We start from the raw sequence: 18096 nt of genomic DNA on the forward strand, positions 1-18096 counted from the left end.
CTTCATCTTTCACTCTTCACTCTTTTATTCACCATGACCGTCCTCGAACAAGTCGAAGCACAAATAGCACAACTCACCACTCGCACCACCAAGCGTAACACAGGGACGATTCGCGCCCTCGCCGACGGCGTCGCGCAGATCGACGGGCTTTCCGACGTCATGTATAACGAAATGGTGCAGTTCCCCGGGAATGCCATCGGCATCGCGCTCAACCTCGGGCAGGACGAAGTCGGCTGCATCATCCTCGGCGACATCGCCGCGCTCAAGGAAGGCGACGAAGTGCGGACCACCGGCAAACTCCTCTCCGTGCCCGTCGGCAAGGCGCTGCTCGGCCGCGTCGTTGACGCGCTCGGAAATCCCGTGGACGGCAAGGGCCCCATCGACGCCAAGGAAACCTATCCCGTCGAACGCATCGCGCCCGGCATCATCGCCCGCAAATCCGTTTCGCAACCTGTCTTCACCGGCATCACCGCCATCGACTCGATGATTCCCATCGGCCGCGGCCAGCGCGAACTCATCATCGGCGACCGCGGCACCGGCAAGACCACCATCGCCATCGACACCGTTCTCAACCAGGCCAAGATCAACAAAATCGGCCTTGCCTCGGGCGACCCGAACTTCCGTCCCGTTTACTCCATCTACGTCGCCGTCGGTCAAAAAAATTCCAACATCGTGCGCACCATTGCCACGCTTGAGGCCGCCGGCGCGCTCGAATACACCGTCGTCGTCGCCGCGCCCGCCGCCGACAACGTCGCCAACCAATACATCGCGCCCTTCGCCGGAGCCGCCATTGGCGAATGGTTCATGGAAAACAACATGGACGCGCTCATCATCTACGACGACCTCTCCAAGCACGCCGTCGCCTACCGCCAGATCTCGCTCATCCTCAAGCGCCCCTCCGGACGCGAAGCGTATCCCGGCGACGTTTTCTATCTCCACTCGCGCCTCCTCGAACGCGCCGCGCGCCTCGACGGCAAAGGCTCGCTCACCGCGCTCCCCATCGTCGAAACACTCGCGGGCGACATCTCCGCCTACATCCCGACAAACATCATCTCCATCACCGACGGACAAATCTTCCTCGAAACCGACCTCTTCAACCAAGGCACGCGACCGGCGGTATCCGTCGGCCTCTCGGTTTCCCGCGTCGGCTCCTCCGCGCAAATCAAGGCCACGAAACAAGTCGGCGGAAAACTCAAGGGCGAGCTCGCCCAGTTCCGCGAACTCGCCGCCTTCGCGCAATTCGGCTCCGACCTCGACGAACGCACCAAGAAGCAGCTCGACCGCGGCAGCCGCATCGTCGAACTCTTCAAGCAACCCGCCGGCGCGCCCATTCCGATCGAGCAGCAAGTCGTGACCCTCTGGGCCATGCAAAACGGCTACTACGACGCGCTCGAAATCAAGGACATCATCGCCACCGCCAAGTCGCTCCGCGAATTCTTCGCCACGCGCAAAGAGGAGCTTCTCACCGAAATCCGCACCAAGGCCGCGCTCGACAAGGACCTCGAAGCCAAGATCAAGGCGGCGACCGACGAGTGGCAGATGACGCAGGCCAAGGCCTGATTTTCATCAGCCCGCTCCGTCAGATCAGCCCAATCAGTCCGATAAAAAAACACCGATGCCAAGCACCAGAGACATCCGCCGCCGGATTAAATCCGTCAAAAACACCCGCCAGATCACGCGGGCGATGGAGCTTGTCGCCTCCTCGAAAATGAAGAAGGCGCAGCAAACCGCGATCGCGGGCCGGCCCTACGCCAACCTCCTCGAGTCGATGATCGCCAACCTCGCCCCGCACTTCGACGAGAGCGAGAGCATCCACCCCTTCATCGACAAACGCGAAATCAAAACCCGCGGCGTCCTCCTCATCACGACCGACAAGGGCCTCTGCGGCCCCCTCAACACCAACCTCTTCAAACTCATTTCCGACAGCCTCCCGCGCACCACGCCCGTGAAGTTTGTCTCCGTCGGACGCAAGGGCACGCAATACCTCGCCCGCATGAAACGCAACATGATCGCCGACTTCCCCGTCAGCGACGGCGTGACATTCGCGGAGACCCGCAACGTCGTTCAGTTCATGGTGAAAAAATATCTCGAAGGCGAGATCGACACCATCGAAGTCCTCTACGCCACCTTCAAGAACACGCTCGTGCAAGTGCCCCGCATCCGCCCCGTGCTCCCGCTGGAAAACCTCGCCCAGGCGGTTGAGGACCTCCGCAAGCAAAGCGGCGCCGAGCACAAATGCGACACGCGCGAATTCATTTACGAACCCAATCCGAAAGCCGTGCTCGACGCGCTGCTCCCATTCTATGTGAACCGCGTCATCCACCAATATTTCCTCGGCGCGAAAGCCTCCGAGCACAGCGCCCGCATGGTGGCGATGAAGACCGCGAAGGACAACGCCTCCAAGCTCCTCGACAACCTCACGCTCAAATTCAACAAAGCCCGCCAGACCGCGATCACCAACGAAATCATCGAAATCGCCGCGGCCAGCTTTGCGCAGCAAAGCTGAAAAACCTGAAGACCTGAAAATCTGAAGGCTGAAAACAAACCATCAAACCACTCACGCCACGCACCACCAAAACTTCAGCCTTCAGGCTTTCAGTCCTTCAGCACTTTAATTTTTCGCCTCTAATCATCCAACACACACGCATCCTCCATACGCCTCTCGGCATTCGAATTTTTATATGACAACAGGAAAAATTACCCAAGTCCTCGGCGCTGTCGTTGACGTGCAATTCGCCGAAAACGAAATCCCGCCCATCAACCAGGCGCTCACTGTCGAGTTCACCGCCTCGGGCAAAACCGAGAAACTCACGCTCGAAGTCCAGCAGCACCTCGGCGACGGCGTCGCGCGCACCATCGCCATGTCCTCCTCCGAGGGACTCGTGCGCGGCATGAGCGTCACCGACACCGGCAGCCCGATCACCGTGCCCGTCGGCGAAGGCGTGCTCGGACGCATCTTCAACGTCACCGGCGATACCGTTGACGACCGCGGCCCCGTCACCGCCGAAAAACGCTATCCCATCCACCGCGATCCGCCCGCCCTCGTCGAGCAGGACACCAAGGCCGAAATCCTCGAGACCGGCATCAAGGTCTTCGACCTCATTTGCCCGTTCCTCAAAGGCGGCAAGGCGGGCATCTTCGGCGGCGCGGGCGTCGGCAAAACCGTCGTCATTCTCGAACTCATCAACAACATCGCCAAGGCGCACGGTGGCTACTCGGTCTTCGCGGGCGTTGGCGAACGCTCCCGCGAGGGCAACGACCTCTACCACGAAATGTCCGAGGCCGGCGTCATCAACCAGGACGACCTTTCCAAGTCAAAAGTCGCGCTCGTTTACGGCCAGATGAACGAACCGCCCGGCGCCCGCATGCGCGTCGCCCTCTCCGCCCTCTCGATGACCGAGTATTTCCGCGACGAAAAACACCAGGACGTGCTGCTCTTCATCGACAACATCTTCCGCTTTTCGCAAGCCGGCTCCGAGGTCTCCGCGCTCCTTGGCCGCTCGCCCTCCGCCGTCGGTTACCAACCCACGCTCGCCAACGAAATGGGCATCCTTCAGGAGCGCATCACCTCGACCAAAAACGGTTCCATCACCTCGGTGCAGGCCGTTTACGTGCCCGCCGACGATCTCACCGACCCGGCGCCCGCGAACACCTTTGCCCACCTCGACTCCACCATCGTTTTGGAGCGCTCCGTCGCCGAGCTCGGCATCTATCCCGCCGTCGACCCCCTCGCCTCCACCTCCAAGGCGCTTGATCCCGCCATCGTCGGCGAGGAACACTACAACACCGCCCGCGAAGTCCAGCGCGTGCTCCAGCGCTACAAGGACCTTCAAGACATCATCGCCATCCTCGGCATGGACGAGCTTTCCGACGAGGACAAGCTGACCGTGTATCGCGCGCGCAAACTGCAACGCTTCCTCTCGCAACCCTTCTCGGTGGCCGAGGTCTTCAACGGCTTCCCCGGCAAATACGTGCCCGTCGCCGAGACAATCCGCGGCTTCAAGATGATTCTCAACGGCGAACTCGACGAGGCCGCCGAGGCCGACTTCTTCATGAAGGGCAGCATCGACGAGATTTTGGCTCTCGCAAAAAAATAAAAGCCTGAAGGCTGAAAAAATACATTCGCTCACTCAAATTTCACACCACAGAAGCTCCGACCTCCAGCCTTCAGGCTTTCAGGTCTTCAGAACCTTCCTCCCATGTTAACACTCGAAATCGTCACACCCGCAGCCTGCGTTTATTCAGAAACGATAGAAACGGTGGTCGTTCCCACGACGACCGGTGAGATCGGGATTCTGCCCGGCCACCTGCCGCTGCTCACGCAAGTGCGCGCCGGCGAGTTGCGCGTGACGAAAGACGGCGTGGAGGATTACATCATCATTGGCGACGGCTTTGCGGAGATCGAGTGCGACCGCGTTTCCATCCTCGCCGAAAACGCGATCAACGACGAGGAGATCGACACCAACGCCGCCGAGGCCGCGGTCAAGCGGGCCGAGGCCGCGCTGAAAAACCGCGACAGCATGACGCCCGAGGAACTCGACCGCGTCGAAGCCGCCATGCGCTTCTCGATGGCGCAACTCGCGCACAAGCTCATGAAGAAATAACACGGGGCTTCGTTTTCCGTAACGGCCCGATGTCCCCGCCAGTCGAAATCACCGAGGTCTCGCACAAGGAAATCCCGATTGATCTGCTTTTGCAGGCGGACCCATCCGAGGAAAAACTCAAGGGCTACCTGCCCCGGTCAACATGCTTTGCCGCGTGGCTCGATGGCTTGCCGGTTGGCGCCTGCGCGGTCATTCCTACCGCCGAAAAGAATTACGAACTGATGTGCATTTCCGTTGCGCCGGCTCACCAGCAAAAAGGCGTCGGCACGCAGTTGCTCCGGCACGTCATCGCGGCAATCAGAAAGCTGGGCGCGAACCAACTGACCGTCGGCACCGGCAGCTTTGGCTACCAACTGAGTTTTTATCAACGACAGGGTTTTCGTATTTCATCCATCGACCGGGATTTTTTCATCAAAAACTACCAAGTCCCGATTTTCGAAAATGGAATACAACTCAGGGACATGCTTCGCCTGACTTTCGATTATGGTAAATCAACGTAACGCGCGGGAACCCATCCAAGGATGAACGCGGCGGCGGTCGGAATCTCGCGGACGCCCGGAACGGCGAAACCGCCCTGCCCCGGCGCCGTTGCGAGGCGATCACTTCACGACGGGGAATTGCGATATTCGCAGCGTGGTGCAGCCGTAGGGAATCAGGGTGATTTCCTCCTCGGGCTGCCCGTAATCGTCGCCCGGTTTGAGCCGTGTGAAGGGAATCGGGCCGGTCATTTCATTGTATAATTTCCAATGGGGAATCCGCTTCGCCTTCACCTTTATTTGCACAGGCGCGTTTTCCAAATTCCAAAAATACTTCGCCTTCTGCCTCGACGGATCGACCGTGACCTTGAAGTGCTCCGCTGTCTTCTTCCTGTTGAAATTGACTATGCCGTAGTTCCAGTTGTCGGGCGAGGTGACTTCGTAATAATGCTCGCCGTAGCGCGCCACGTCCTCGGCGGGGAACTTCTTTTTCGTCCATTGCTCCTCCATCCGCAACGCATACACCAGCGGGCCGCGTTCCACCGCGATTGAGTTTTCATACCATGTGCTCGTGGCCACCTGCATCGGCAGGCTCAGCTCGAGAACGTCCCCGCTTTTCCACGCGCGATGGATCACGGCGATTTCGCCGGCGGCGGCGCTACGCTCCGGTTTTCCGTTCACGCTGACCTCCGCTTTTCTGCACCAGCCGGGAATGCGCAGGTGCAGCGGAAAGTTGATTTCGGAAACACCCTTGTCCTCGATTTGCACGGTAAAGCGGATGCGATCGTCCATCGGATAATACGTATCCTCGGTGATTTTTACGCGACGTCCGTCGGCCACTTTGGCGGTGACTTCCGACGGCGAGTAGACCAGCGCGGCGAGTCCGTTGTCGGGTGTCGCATGCCAGAGGCTTTGTGTGAACTTGGGCCAGCCTTGGTGCATGTTCGAGGCGCAGCAGGGATAACCCGTGAGCAGCCCGTAAACGAGATTGGTGCCGTGCTGGAGAACATCGAAGTTACGGATGTGGCGCGTCACCATCACTTGGTTCGCCTGCTGGAAATATTGCTTATGCATGAAGTCGTCCGTGATCTGCGTGGGCAGCGCGTTGAACACCACTCGCTCCAAGTGGTCGGCGAATGCCGTGTCGCCGGTGATGCCGAGTATTGTCTCGAGCGAATACATCAGCTCCACCGCCGAGCACAGCTCGGAGCCCTGCGTGGGATTGCTGCCGTGCAGCGCCTCGTCGCCGCCATACATGCCCTGCGCGTGCCCGTTGAACTTGCGCAGGTCGGCGAATCCCTTGCGCACGGCGTCGAGGTATTTTTTCTCGGGATGCTGCTGATAATACACCGCGGGCTCCTTGATGCCTTGCGCGAGATTGACGCAGTGAATGCTCGCGAAGCGCGCAAGGTCTTCGCCCTTGAGAAACATCCCCGTGAAGTCATGCCCCTGCTTGTGGAGCAGGTCGGCAAGCTCCAGCAAAAATCCGTCGCCCGTTATATTATACAACCAATACACAACTTGAATATTGTCGCACACGCGGAACCGCGCCCAAAAAGTCCAATTGCCCAACGGTTTCTCGGGTAGTGTTTTTAATTGGTATTGAAAATACCGCGTCATGAAACCGATCACGCGCTCGTCGCCCGTCGCCGAATGATGTTGTTGCAGGATTTTCAAAACAACCATGCGCGGCCACCAATCCTCGGCGTTCGTGCGCTGCAACCCCGGCTCGCGTCCGTAATTTTTGGCGGGGCCGAAAAAACCGTCCTCGCGCTGGCTCGCAAGCGCCCACTCAACCCAGGGGCGCGCCTTTTCCTTCAAAGCCGCGTCGTCCAAAATGTGCGCGAGCGGCAGCAAACCGTCGATCCAGTAGGGGCCGCGCTCCCATTGGTCGCCGTCGCCGCCGAGCCAGCCGTTGCGCGGGCCCATCACCTGCGGATACAGCGTGTCCATTTGTCCCGTCGCGCCGGTTTTCTGGCGTTGCAGCATCTCGTGCAACCACCCCTTCGCCTTGATGCTTCCGAGAGGAAGCTCGACGTAGGGTTTCCGCGCCAGCGGAAAACGATTGTTCGGATAATTGTATTCCGCCGACGCGCGCGCGCCGCCCATGCACAGGGCGAGCGCGAGCACCAGCAACAACGGGGCTTGGGCTGTTTTCATGGGGGTGATTTGTGAATTGTTGGGATTCTGAAAAAATATTCCTCGCCCCTCAGGCATCAGCCGGGAGCGGCGGGCAACTGCAAACGAGATTTCGGTCGCCGTAGACATTGTCCACGCGGCCAACCGACGGCCAGAACTTGTGCTCGCGCACCCACGCGGTCGGGAACGCCGCCTGCTCGCGCGAATAGGGCCGGTCCCATGTGTCCGCGCAGACGACATTCGCCGTGTGCGGCGCGTTTTTCAGGACGTTGTTCACCTTGTCCGCGCGGCCCTCGGCAACGTCCGCGATTTCCTTCGCGATCGCGATGAGCGCGTCGCAGAAACGGTCAAGCTCGACGAGCGATTCGCTTTCCGTCGGCTCGATCATGAGCGTGCCGGGCACGGGGAAACTCATCGTCGGCGCGTGGTAGTTGTAATCCTGCAGGCGCTTCGCGATGTCGTCCACCTCGATGCCGTGCTTCTTGAACTGGCGGCAGTCGATGATGCACTCGTGCGCGACATGGCCCGTCGCGCCCTTGTAGAGAACCGGGTAGTGCGCGTCGAGCCGGCGCGCGATGTAGTTGGCGTTGAGGATCGCGAGCTTCGTCGCCTGCGTGAGCCCCGCCGCGCCCATCATGCGAATATACATCCAGGTGATCGGTTGCACGCTCGCGCTGCCGTGCGGCGCCGCGCTGACCGCGCCGGGCGTGTTGTATTGCGAGTGTCCAGGCAGGAACGGCGCGAGGTGTTTTGCCACGCCGATCGGGCCGACGCCGGGGCCGCCGCCGCCGTGCGGGATCGCGAAGGTTTTGTGCAGGTTGAGGTGGCAGACGTCCGCGCCGATGTGGCCCGGCGAGGTGAGGCCGACTTGCGCGTTCATGTTCGCGCCGTCCATGTAGACCTGTCCGCCGTGCGAGTGCACGATGTCGCAAATCTCGCGAATCGGCGCCTCGAACACGCCGTGCGTCGAGGGATAGGTGACCATGATCGCCGCGAGGTTGTCCGCGTGCTCGGCGGCCTTGGCGCGAAGGTCGGCAACGTCGATGTTGCCCGCCGCGTCGCACGCCACGACGACCACTTTCATGCCCGCCATCACCGCCGTCGCGGGATTCGTGCCGTGCGCGCTGACCGGGATGAGGCAGATGTTGCGGTGTCCCTGCCCTTGCGCGATGAGGTAGCGGCGGATCGTGAGGATGCCCGCGTATTCGCCGTTCGCGCCGGAGTTTGGCTGGAGCGAAACCGCGGCGAAGCCGGTGATTTCCGCGAGCCAGGTTTCGAGGTCGGAAAACAACTTCTCGTAACCGCGCGCCTGCTCCGCCGGCGCAAACGGATGCAGCGCCGCAAACTCCGGCCAGGTGATCGGAAGCATTTCGCTGGCGGCGTTGAGTTTCATCGTGCACGAGCCGAGCGAGATCATCGAATGGCAGAGCGACAGGTCGCGCGCCTCGAGCCGCTTGATGTAGCGCAGCATCTCGTGCTCGGTGTGATAGCTGTTGAAAACCGGATGCGTGAGAAACGCGCTGGTTCGGAAATGCGGATTGCGGATTGCGGATTGCGGAATGGGGGAGACGGATTTTCCGGCGATGATTTGGATGAGGTCCTCGACATCGGCGTCGGTTGTCGTCTCGTCGAGCGACACGCCGACGGTGCTCGCGTCGATTGCGCGGAGGTTGATTTGCTTCGCGGAGGCGCGGGCGTGAATGACGGACGCATCCACATTTTGGATACAGAGCGTGTCGAAAACCGGCGCGTCGTTCGTGGCGATGCCGGCGGCCTGAAGCGCGGACTGGAGGCGCAGCGTGTGCGCGTGCGCGCGGCGGGCGATTTTGCGCAATCCCTCCGGCCCGTGATACACGGCATACATCGACGCCATCACGGCGAGGAGCACTTGCGCGGTGCAAATGTTCGACGTGGCCTTGTCGCGGCGGATGTGCTGCTCGCGCGTGCCGAGCGCGAGGCGGAGCGCGGGGGCGCCCTGCGCGTCCTTCGACACGCCGACGAGCCGTCCGGGCATCTGGCGTTTGCAGGCGTCCTTGGTCGCCATGTAGCCGGCGTGCGGCCCGCCAAAACCCATCGGCACGCCGAGGCGCTGCGTGCTGCCCACGGCGACATCGGCGCCGAACTCGCCCGGCGCGCGCAACAGCGTGAGCGCGAGCAGGTCCGCCGCCACCACGCAGAGCGCGCCCGCCTCGTGCGCGCGGGCGAAGAACCCGGCGTAGTCGCAAATGTTTCCGCGCGTGTCGGGATACTGCACGATCGCGCCGCACCAGGTGGCGTCGGGCGCGGCTTTCGCGTGATCGCCCGTGACGACCTTGATGCCGAGCGGCTCGGCGCGCGTGCGGATGAGGTCGATGGTTTGCGGATGGCACGCGTCGGAAACGAAGAACGTGTTTCGCGCGGCGTTGTTCGCCATGCGATGGCAAAGCGTCATGGCCTCCGCCGCGGCGGTGGCCTCGTCGAGCAGCGAGGCGTTGGCGATGTCGAGCGCGGTGAGGTCGGTGACAAGCGTCTGGAAGTTGAGAAGCGCCTCGAGGCGGCCCTGCGAAATCTCCGCCTGGTAGGGCGTGTAGGCCGTATACCAGCCGGGGTTTTCGAGAATGGCGCGGCGAATGACCGACGGCGTGCGCGTGCCGTAATAACCGCGCCCGATGAACGAGCGGCGCATTTCGTTTTGGCGCGCGACCGCCAGCAATTCCGCCAGCGCGTCGCTCTCGCCCGCGGCGGCGGGAAGTTTCAGCTCGCGCCCGAGCCGGATGCCCGCGGGCACGGTTGCGTCGATGAGCGCGTCGAGCGACGGCTGCCCGAGCGTTTCGAGCATCTTCGCAACATCGGTTTCAGTCGGCGAGTTATGACGCGGGGCAAAAACATCGGAGACGGTCTCCGCGGGCGTGGAATTTGTCATGCCGTAACGCTAGGAATCGCGCCGCGCCGCTGGCAACAGATTTAACCCCAAAAAGCGCATTTGGATTGGACGCGCCGCAAAACAAGCTCGCCCGCCCGCCGTCCGCTTCGACATGCTTCCCACATCAATCAAAAAGGTGAAAGGCACGCTCCAGAGAATCTTCAAGCTTGAGGAAAATCGCACCACGATTTCGCGCGAAATCCTGGCCGGGCTGACGACGTTTGCCGCGATGGCCTACGCGCTCACCGTCAATCCCGGCATCCTGGCCGACGCGGGCATGGACAAGGCCGCGCTCGTCACCATCACCGCGCTCAGCGGCGCGGTCGCCACCATCCTCATGGCGCTGCTCGCAAACTATCCGCTCGCGATGGCGCCGAGCATGGGCATCAACGCGATCTTCACCTACACAATCTGTCGCGACATGGGCACGGGCTGGTCCGACGCGCTCGGCATGGTTTTCATCAACGGCATTCTGTTTTTCATCCTGTCCGTGACCAACGTGCGCGCGCGCATCGTCGATTCGCTGCCCTACTCGCTCAAGATCGCCATCACTTGCGGCATCGGGCTTTTCATCGCGTTTCTCGGGTTGCAAAAGGGCGGCATTGTCGTCGCCGACCGCGACACGCTTCTCGCGGCGAGCAACTTCGCCACCCCCGAGGTCGCGCTCTGCCTCGGCGGAATCATTTTCACGATGATTCTGGTCACGCGCCGCGTGCCCGGCGCGATCATCATCGGCATCATCGCAACGACAATCGCGGGCGCGTTCATCACCGGCGCAAACGGCCGCGCGATCACGCACCTCGACCTCGCCACCGCGCGCTGGCTGCCCGCCTCGCCGGAGCCTCATTTTTTCAAGCTCACCTTCGGTTTTCTCTCCAGTTGGGACGCGTTTATCAAGGCGGTCCCCGTCATCCTCGTGCTGTTGCTGATCTCGATGTTCGACAGCATCGGCACGCTCATCGGCGTCGCCAAGCGCGCCGGGCTGCTGCGCGACGACGGCTCGCTGCCGCGCATCGGGCGCGTCTTCGTAGCCGACTCGGTCGCCGCCGCGTGCAGCGCGCTGTTCGGCACATCGACCGTCGTCAGTTACGCCGAGTCCGCGTCGGGCGTCGAGGCGGGCGGGCGCACCGGATTGACCGGCGTCACCGTCGCGGTGCTCATGCTGCTCGCGCTGTTTTTGACCCCCGTCATCCTGTGCATCCCCAACGCCGCCATCGCGCCCGCGCTCATCATCGTCGGCGTTTTTATGATGCAGTCCGTCGTTGAAATCAAAATGGGCGACTTCACCACCGCCGCGCCCGCCGTGCTCACGATCATGGCGATCCCGCTCACCTTTAGCATCGCAAACGGCATCGGCATCGGGATTCTCGCGTCGGTGCTGCTTGCGCTCTTTACCGGCAGGGCGCGATCCATCACAGTCATCGGCTACATAATCGCCGTCATCTTTTTCCTGAAATTTTTCCAACTCTTCCCGTTCAACCACGCGGGCTAAACACACCGCCGCCTTGACCACGCCTAAAAACACTCCCGACTTCGAAGCGCTCATCCGCCAGTTTCACCACGCCGAGGGAAGCGCCCTCGCGCCACTCTCGCCCGAGGACCGCCCGCTGCACGGCCAGACGCTCTACCTCGCCAGTTGCGAACTCGAAATGCGCTTTGGCAGTTTCCGCGCGCACATTTTTCAGGACATCATCGACAAGCATTACCTCATCGCGCTCGCGCACGGCGACATCACCAGCGCCGAACCGCTCCACATCCGCATGCACTCCTCGTGCGTGACAAGTGAAACCCTGCGCGGCTGCGATTGCGATTGCGTCGAGCAACTCGAAAGCGCGCTCGTGCTCATCGCCAAAAAACGCCGCGGCATCCTCTTCTATCTCATGCAGGAGGGCCGCGGAGTCGGCTACGCCGCCAAGGCGCGCGACCGCATGATCGTGCAAGCCTCCGGTGACCGCCTCACCACCTTCGACGCCTACGCCTCGATGGGGCTCAAAAAAGACCACCGCCACTACGACAACATCTCGCAAATCTGCCACCTCCTCGGCATCCGCGCGCCATTCAACGTTCTCACGAACAACCCCGACAAAGTCGCCGCCCTCCGCGCGCAAGGCATCCCCATCGCCGCCACCGAGCCGCTCGAAGTCGAACCCTCCCCCTTCAACCTCGCCTACCTCACATCGAAAGCCACCTGCGGCGGCCACAACCTCAAGCGCCCCACCGTCAGCAAGGTCCGCCGCGCCGCGCCGCCCGAGCCCGTCGACGCCTTTCGCCCGCACGCCCTCGCCAACGCACGCCGCTTCATCTACGCCGCCAGCTATTTTCTCCCCATAAAACAAGTCGACGACTGCGCGCTGCTAACCGGCGAACAATACCAAAAAATAACCGACGCCCACCGCGCGCTCATCCTCGAGCACACGCCGCTTCGCGACAACCGCCACCTCGTAAAAATCTCCCCCGCCGCCCTCGCCGCGCACCGCAAGGCCAACCCCGGCGACACCGTCACCGACCTTCTCGCCGCGCCCTACTGGTTCCGCACGCACGTTTATTACGACATCGTCACCTGCCAGGAGCACGTCGTCCTCACGCACGGCCAGCCGCGCGCCGGCGACATCCCCGTGGTGCGCCTCCACAGCGAGGCGCTCTTCAACCGCTTCCCGCTCCGCACCGCCGCCAACCGCGACAAAATGAAGCAGTCCGTGAAGCACATCATCACCTACGGCTGCGGCGCGCTCCTACTCATTTACAACGACGGACGAGGCGCCGGCTTCGGGGCCTACGCCACCGACCTCATGATGACACAAACCGGCCAGGCCCGCACCACCGACGAGTCCTACCGCAAGCTCGGCATCAGTTACGACAGCCGCGATTACGACGCCGCGATGCTCCTTTTGAGGCAGCACATCCCGAACGAAAAAATTCAGATGGTGATGAACAACCCCGACAGCCTCGTGAAGAAAAACGAATACATCGCCGCATTAAAAGCGCACGCCATCGACGTGGACCGCTGGATATTCCTGGACGAGCATCCGGTGTATGAGTGAGCGGCGTTGGCGCATGCGCGCCTTGTTATGCCGGTTTTTAGGCAGGGCGGTTTCGATGTTCCGAGCGGCAGCGACAATATGACTACCGCCGCGTTTGCCGCCCGTAATTCTCGGCGAGCGCGCCCCACCCGTTAAGGTCTAAAACGCGCTCGCAACCGGGATCACTCCACTTTTTCGATGAATGTCGCCAGCACGGTTTCGCCGCCAAGAAGATCGAGCTTTCCGTTAACAATCCGCCAGCCCGTCACCGAGGGGAAGATTTTGTTGTATTTGTTCTCAAGCTCCATGTCGGGCTGCGGCCCCGCCATGCGGGTCGAAACCATCATGCCAAACGAAAGATTCGTGCCATCCAGTTTATACAGGCCGCTGTAATTGTTGACCGGCGACTTGCCTGCCGCGCGGGTGTTCGTCGCGTCGAACTGCAAGGTGGGCAGCCCCCTGTAGTCGGACGCGTTCAGCACAACCCCGCCGAGGCTTTCCAGCCTCCAGGATTTCGACACCAGCACCGCCGGGTCGGTTTGCGTGATCGTGGCCGCGGCGGCCACCGCCGGCTTCGCCGATTTGTCCGCGCACGCCGATACGAAAAGCGACAGCGCCGCAATGAAAGTGAGAGAAACGATTGTCCGTGTATGTTTAGTCATGATGTTGAATTGAACAGTTCGCCCATAAATGGTTCCGAAAACAGCAAAAATGCAACCCCGTCAGGTTTTTTCAAAATAAACTTACACTTGGATCGCGGAAGCGCGGAAGGGCGAAAAACGGAGCCATGCAAAAGCTCCGCCGCAACCGAATGGCCTTCGTGGCGCGGACCGTCATGCCGGTTTGGAACCATGGAAATCCGACTCAGTTTTTCCGCCCTTCCGCGTTTCCGCGATTTTCACCATTTTCACGGAAGTATAAAAGCGCCCATCCACGCGGTGAGTTGCAATTCCTGAACGCCCGCCATTCGTGTTTTTCACGAGAGCTCAGAGTCTTACTGTAATTTTTGGGCAAGCTGGCGCGCGCAACCCGCCCCGCGCAATCTGCGGGCAAAGCTTAACCCTCGGATCCCCTCACCCTCCGCAAAAGAACGATGACCCACCCACTGTCATTTTTTCGCCTTGCTCCCCGTGCGAGACCCGAGGAACGCGCACAGAGAACCCAGAAACTGAAGAACCCATGAACACCAATATACAGATATCACGTTTGCGCTTTGCGTCCATGGCCGTCGGCGGACTTGTTTTGTCCGGCACGCTGGCAATGGCGCAGGCTGTCAGGCCCGACACCACCCCGACCTCCGACACCCCGCCGATCCCCGTCACCACACGGGCCGCCACCCCGGCTCCGATTGATGACGAGATCATCATGCTGTCACCCTTCCAAGTGGATGCGACAAGGGACAAAGGTTATTATGCCGAGAACACCCTCGCCGGCAGCCGCATGCGAACAAATATCTCCGACTTGGGCGCGGCGATCTCGGTGGTCACAAAACAGCAGATGGAGGACACCGCATCGTTGGACATCAACGACGTGTTCAGGTATGAAATCAACGCCGAGGGCTCATCAACCTACACGCCAATCAGCGCCCCCGGACGCGCCGCGACGGGCTATGCGGACAACATCAGCGGCAACAGCACCGGCAGCGGTGAAATCAGAACCAACGCAAGCGCCAACCGGCTGCGCGGCATGGGCGCGCCCAGCATGGCGTTGAATTACTATTCGGCGCTCGCCCAGGTTCCGTTCGATTCCTACAACGCCGCCTCCGTCGAAATCAACCGCGGCCCGAACTCGCTGCTCTTCGGCATGGGCAATCCCGCCGGCATCGTCAACATGAGCATGGCGCAAGCGTTGATAAACAAAAACACGGCGCAAGTGATGGTGCGCATCGATGACCGCGGCTCAAACCGCGCCTCGTTCAATTTCAACAAGACGCTCATCAAGGACAAACTGGCCGTCTATGGCGCGCTTTTGTATAATGACGAGCAATTCGAACGGAAGCCCTCCTACGACATCACTCGCAGGCAGTATGCCACCGTCACCTACCAGCCGTTCAAGAGAACCAAGATCACCGCCAGCATCGAAGGCTACAAAAACGACGGCCGCCGCCCCAACTTTATGACGCCAAAGGATTATGTGACCAGCTGGGTCAATGCGGGCAAACCCGGCTACGATCCGCGAAGCGGCACGTTTGTCCTCGAGGACGGATCCGTGGTGCCCTATGTCACAAACGCGAACTCCCCGCTTGCTGAAAACATGGTGAACTACCTCAAGGGACTGCCCAACTTTGTAACCGCCAAATATACCGAAAAAAGAACCGACGGACGGCTCACGGGCGCCACCTACGACGGCGTGAATGTTTTCACGGCGGACATCATCACCAACATAAAATCCCCCATGCGCATTCCCGGCATCGCAATCCACGCGTCGAGACCCTTCCAGATGCTCGACAGCGGAAACAGCGTCGGATTTTATGAGACCGCCGCCGACCGGGTGCTCGCAGCCTGGGGAACCACCACCGTCACGCCAGCCGAGGCGGACATCTGGGCAAACCCCACCTGGTATAACGCCTATAACGCATCCTATACGCGCTCCTACGGGAACGCCGCGAAATACGCCGCGACCATGCCCAGCTACAAGGACCCGGGCGTTTCCAACTCGGCGATTTATGATTGGACCGACATCAACACCAACCAGATGAATTTCGCCGAGGCCCGCAACACCAACTACAATGTTGAGTTCGAGCAGGAAATACTCCCCGGCTTGCTGCACTTCAGCGCCGGCTGGTTCAGGCAGGACTACAGGGCGGTGCAAAACTACACCGTCGCCCAACTCGACGCCGCGACCCTGTATGTGGACACCAACCTGTATCTCCCGGACGGGACGGAAAACAAATACTTCGGGCAGGTTTATCTGGAGGACACGGACGCGGACACATGGGAAACCAGCATCAACACCGACCAATACCGCGCCATGCTGGCCTTTACCCCGGACTTCACCAAAAACAAGGGATGGACCCGCTGGCTGGGGCGCCACAACATTCTCGGCCTCGTCTCCCATCATGAAACGGAGACCAAGACCTATCGGAAACGCCTCATGTTCGTGGGCGCGGGCAGCGAGGCGAGCGCCTTGCGATACCTGCCCGATCCGACGCGGGGCAGCACATGGTCATACACATACGGGCACGGCTCCCGGGTTGGCCGCAGCGAGGACGGACGGGCCGCCTATCGCATGTATTACCTCTCCTCTCCCGGCGACCCCGGCGGCGTGGTCACGCACGCCTCCGGCGCATGGTCCGGCGCGACCTCCTACACCGGCGATATTCTGGGATACAATTACAACACCAACCAATGGGAACCCTACAACATGACCATGGGGCTTTCCACCCACAGCGCCGGCACCGACAGGCAGGAACGCAAGCTCCTCTCCTACAGCACGGCAATCACCAGCTACCTGTGGAAAGACAGGCTCATCACGACATTCGGCATCCGCCGCGATGAAAACAAAACCCGCACCACCGACAAGGGCGCCACAACCAACGCGCAAAAATTCGTGGACGGATATTACCAGACTGAATACGTGAATTCATTCAGAACCAAATGGAACGAGCTCAACGGCACCACAAAGACCGTTGGCTTCGTCCTGAAACCCTTCCTGAACTGGGAGGCGATTGAAAAACGGGCCGCGGACGGCAACCTGTTTTGGGAATTCGTGCGCGACTTTGGCATCAGCTACAACAAATCCGACAATTTCGACGCCCCTCCCGCATCCTACGTCGATTACTTCGGCAACGCCCTGCCCAAGCCGGTCGGAAACGGCAAGGACTACGGCGTGCAATTCTCGCTGTTCCAAAACAAACTCTTCACACGCATCTCCTGGTTCAAGGCGACCAGCGAGAACAACTATATCAACCCCAGCTCCGCCGGCTCGCGCCTGACCACGCTCATCGACACCAACTCATTTCGCGGCTGGGCGGAACGAATCGCCCTGCTCAACCTCACCAACATGAACGTCGTGGGATCGCCCACCGACACCGCCGACTGGGTGAACCTCGCACGGGCGTCGGTCAACGAGGACGCGCTCAAGACCGAAATATCAAGGATATGGGGACAGGATTATGACTACTACGCGAACCTGCCCGGAACCCCCTACGGCACACAGACCCTTGAGGCCAAGGGTGTCGAAGTCATGATGAACTACAATCCCACCCCCAACTGGACCATGCGGCTCACCGCGGGAAAACAAAGAACTGTTTATAACAACGTGCTGAAGGAATTCGACGCGTGGTATAATCACCGAAACCAATTCATGGAAAATGCGCGCGCCGCCGACTTCCTCAACGCGGACAAGCAGCAATACGCCACCTACACACCGTTCAATTCGACCACGCCGGTCATTTTGGATGAGTTCTGGCAGAGTTCGGGTTACATAGCCGAATACGGCCCCAACAATGCCTATGGTTACAGAGTCGCCCGCGACTATTACGAAGGCGTGGTGACGCCCGAGGAACTATTGGCCAAGATTCTGCAAGGACAAGTTGCGCCGGGACAACGGAAGTATCGCGCCTCCTTTGTGACCAATTATGTCTTCACCCATGGTCCCCTGAAAGGGTTCTCCGTTGGCGGCGCCCAGCGCTGGGAGGACAAGGCCATCATCGGTTATTACGGCAAAGCCAGCAACCCCCTCACGCCCGAGAAAATCGACCTGGCGGACACCTCGCGCCCGATGTATGACAGCGCCAAGTGGTATACCGACCTCTGGGTCGCCTACACATGCAAGGTCTTCAACAACAAGGCGCGCATGAAAATCCAACTCAATGTGACCGATGTCTTCCAAGACGGAGAGTTGCAAGTGGTCGCGAGAAACTACGACGGCTCCCCCGTCTCGTATCGCATCATGGACCCGCGCAAGTTCATCCTGACAGCCACCTTCGATTTCTAAGCCGGTTCATGGGTTTT

The 18096-nt window shown here is 60.7% G+C and carries 11 protein-coding genes; 8 read left to right on the forward strand and 3 right to left on the reverse strand.

Going from position 1 to position 18096, the window contains the following annotated elements:
- Positions 1-33 precede the first annotated feature (33 nt).
- From atpA to M2447_RS01445, 5 genes are all read left to right on the forward strand, one after another.
- Positions 34-1560 carry a F0F1 ATP synthase subunit alpha gene (gene atpA / locus M2447_RS01425; protein ID WP_277557088.1) on the forward strand — a complete coding sequence of 509 codons (1527 nt, stop codon included), beginning with the start codon at positions 34-36 and terminating at the stop codon, positions 1558-1560.
- A gap of 55 nt (positions 1561-1615) precedes the next feature.
- Positions 1616-2506: an ATP synthase F1 subunit gamma gene (atpG, locus tag M2447_RS01430; RefSeq protein WP_277557090.1), complete on the forward strand. Its 891-nt coding sequence runs from the start codon at positions 1616-1618 to the stop codon at positions 2504-2506.
- Positions 2507-2681: 175 nt separating this feature from the next.
- Entirely contained in the window at positions 2682-4097 is a 1416-nt protein-coding gene (gene atpD / locus M2447_RS01435; RefSeq protein WP_277557092.1) for a F0F1 ATP synthase subunit beta, read from the forward strand.
- A 102-nt stretch (positions 4098-4199) separates the two neighbouring features.
- Positions 4200-4604, forward strand: a complete 405-nt coding sequence (gene atpC / locus M2447_RS01440; protein WP_277508449.1) for an ATP synthase F1 subunit epsilon — start codon at positions 4200-4202, stop codon at positions 4602-4604.
- A gap of 29 nt (positions 4605-4633) precedes the next feature.
- Positions 4634-5104, forward strand: coding sequence for a GNAT family N-acetyltransferase (locus tag M2447_RS01445; RefSeq protein ID WP_277557094.1), 471 nt, complete (start codon positions 4634-4636; stop codon positions 5102-5104).
- 99 nt (positions 5105-5203) lie between these two features.
- On the opposite strand, the gene M2447_RS01450 is transcribed toward M2447_RS01445, so the two are convergent.
- Both M2447_RS01450 and gcvP read right to left on the reverse strand, forming a co-directional pair.
- Positions 5204-7189: a beta-L-arabinofuranosidase domain-containing protein gene (locus M2447_RS01450; protein WP_343215359.1), complete on the reverse strand. Its 1986-nt coding sequence runs from the start codon at positions 7187-7189 to the stop codon at positions 5204-5206.
- Between the two features lie 100 nt (positions 7190-7289).
- Positions 7290-10121 (reverse strand): aminomethyl-transferring glycine dehydrogenase, encoded by a 2832-nt coding sequence (gene gcvP / locus M2447_RS01455; RefSeq protein WP_277557096.1) that lies wholly within the window; start codon positions 10119-10121, stop codon positions 7290-7292.
- Positions 10122-10233: 112 nt separating this feature from the next.
- Between gcvP and M2447_RS01460 the strand changes: the two genes are divergently transcribed.
- Together M2447_RS01460 and M2447_RS01465 are read left to right on the forward strand one after the other, a co-directional pair.
- A complete protein-coding gene (locus tag M2447_RS01460; protein ID WP_277557097.1) occupies positions 10234-11613 on the forward strand; it encodes an NCS2 family permease in 1380 nt (459 codons plus the stop codon).
- Positions 11614-11626: 13 nt separating this feature from the next.
- Complete coding sequence (locus M2447_RS01465) at positions 11627-13162, forward strand: GTP cyclohydrolase (RefSeq protein ID WP_277557098.1); 1536 nt, start codon at positions 11627-11629, stop codon at positions 13160-13162.
- A gap of 161 nt (positions 13163-13323) precedes the next feature.
- On the opposite strand, the gene M2447_RS01470 is transcribed toward M2447_RS01465, so the two are convergent.
- Positions 13324-13803, reverse strand: a complete 480-nt coding sequence (locus M2447_RS01470; RefSeq protein WP_108824069.1) for an META domain-containing protein — start codon at positions 13801-13803, stop codon at positions 13324-13326.
- A gap of 517 nt (positions 13804-14320) precedes the next feature.
- Here M2447_RS01470 and M2447_RS01475 point away from each other — a divergent pair.
- Positions 14321-18079, forward strand: coding sequence for a TonB-dependent receptor plug domain-containing protein (locus tag M2447_RS01475; protein ID WP_277557101.1), 3759 nt, complete (start codon positions 14321-14323; stop codon positions 18077-18079).
- Positions 18080-18096: the final 17 nt, after the last annotated feature.

The sequence above is a fragment of the Ereboglobus sp. PH5-10 genome (genome assembly GCF_029504735.1).
In the GTDB taxonomy this organism is placed as follows: domain Bacteria; phylum Verrucomicrobiota; class Verrucomicrobiia; order Opitutales; family Opitutaceae; genus Ereboglobus.